This is a genomic window from Salinimicrobium oceani, from assembly GCF_012037645.1.
In genome coordinates, this window is sequence record NZ_JAAVJR010000685.1 from 1 (window position 1) to 438 (window position 438).

The window sequence follows — 438 nt, forward strand, 5'->3', positions numbered from 1 at the left end:
AGTCCATTCATAAGAAAGACCTGTGCCCGTAGCTTCGATGGAGAAACTAACCGGGAATCCGGCGCACACTTCTATTGAGGTTTCATCTAAGTCTTTAGTAATAACCACTTCCTCTGATTTCGTCAAAGTTTTAGTTGACACCGCATTTGCACAAGGGCTGTTTCCTGTAGCTGTTAATGTTAGAGTGACAGGCCCGGTTTCCCCAGTGCCCGGAGTGTAAGTCGCTTCAGTAAGAGAAGTGGGATTAGCGATGGTTCCTGTTCCATTGGAGGTCCAGGTAATTCCTGTGCTGTTAGTAGCTGATGATCCTTCTGTAATATTAATTGCAGCATTTGAACAAGCTATTACATCGGTTCCTGCAACTGCTGTTGGAACCTGATTTATCGTCAAAGTTTTAGTTGACACCGCATTTGCACAAGGGCTGTTTCCTGTAGCTGT

At 45.0% G+C, this 438-nt stretch carries 1 protein-coding gene; it reads right to left on the bottom strand.

Annotated features, from left to right (window positions below; genetic code table 11):
• Nucleotides 1–390: hypothetical protein (locus HC175_RS18870; protein ID WP_168139726.1), on the bottom strand; the 390-nt coding region annotated here is incomplete at its 3' end.
• Nucleotides 391–438 lie beyond the last annotated feature (48 nt).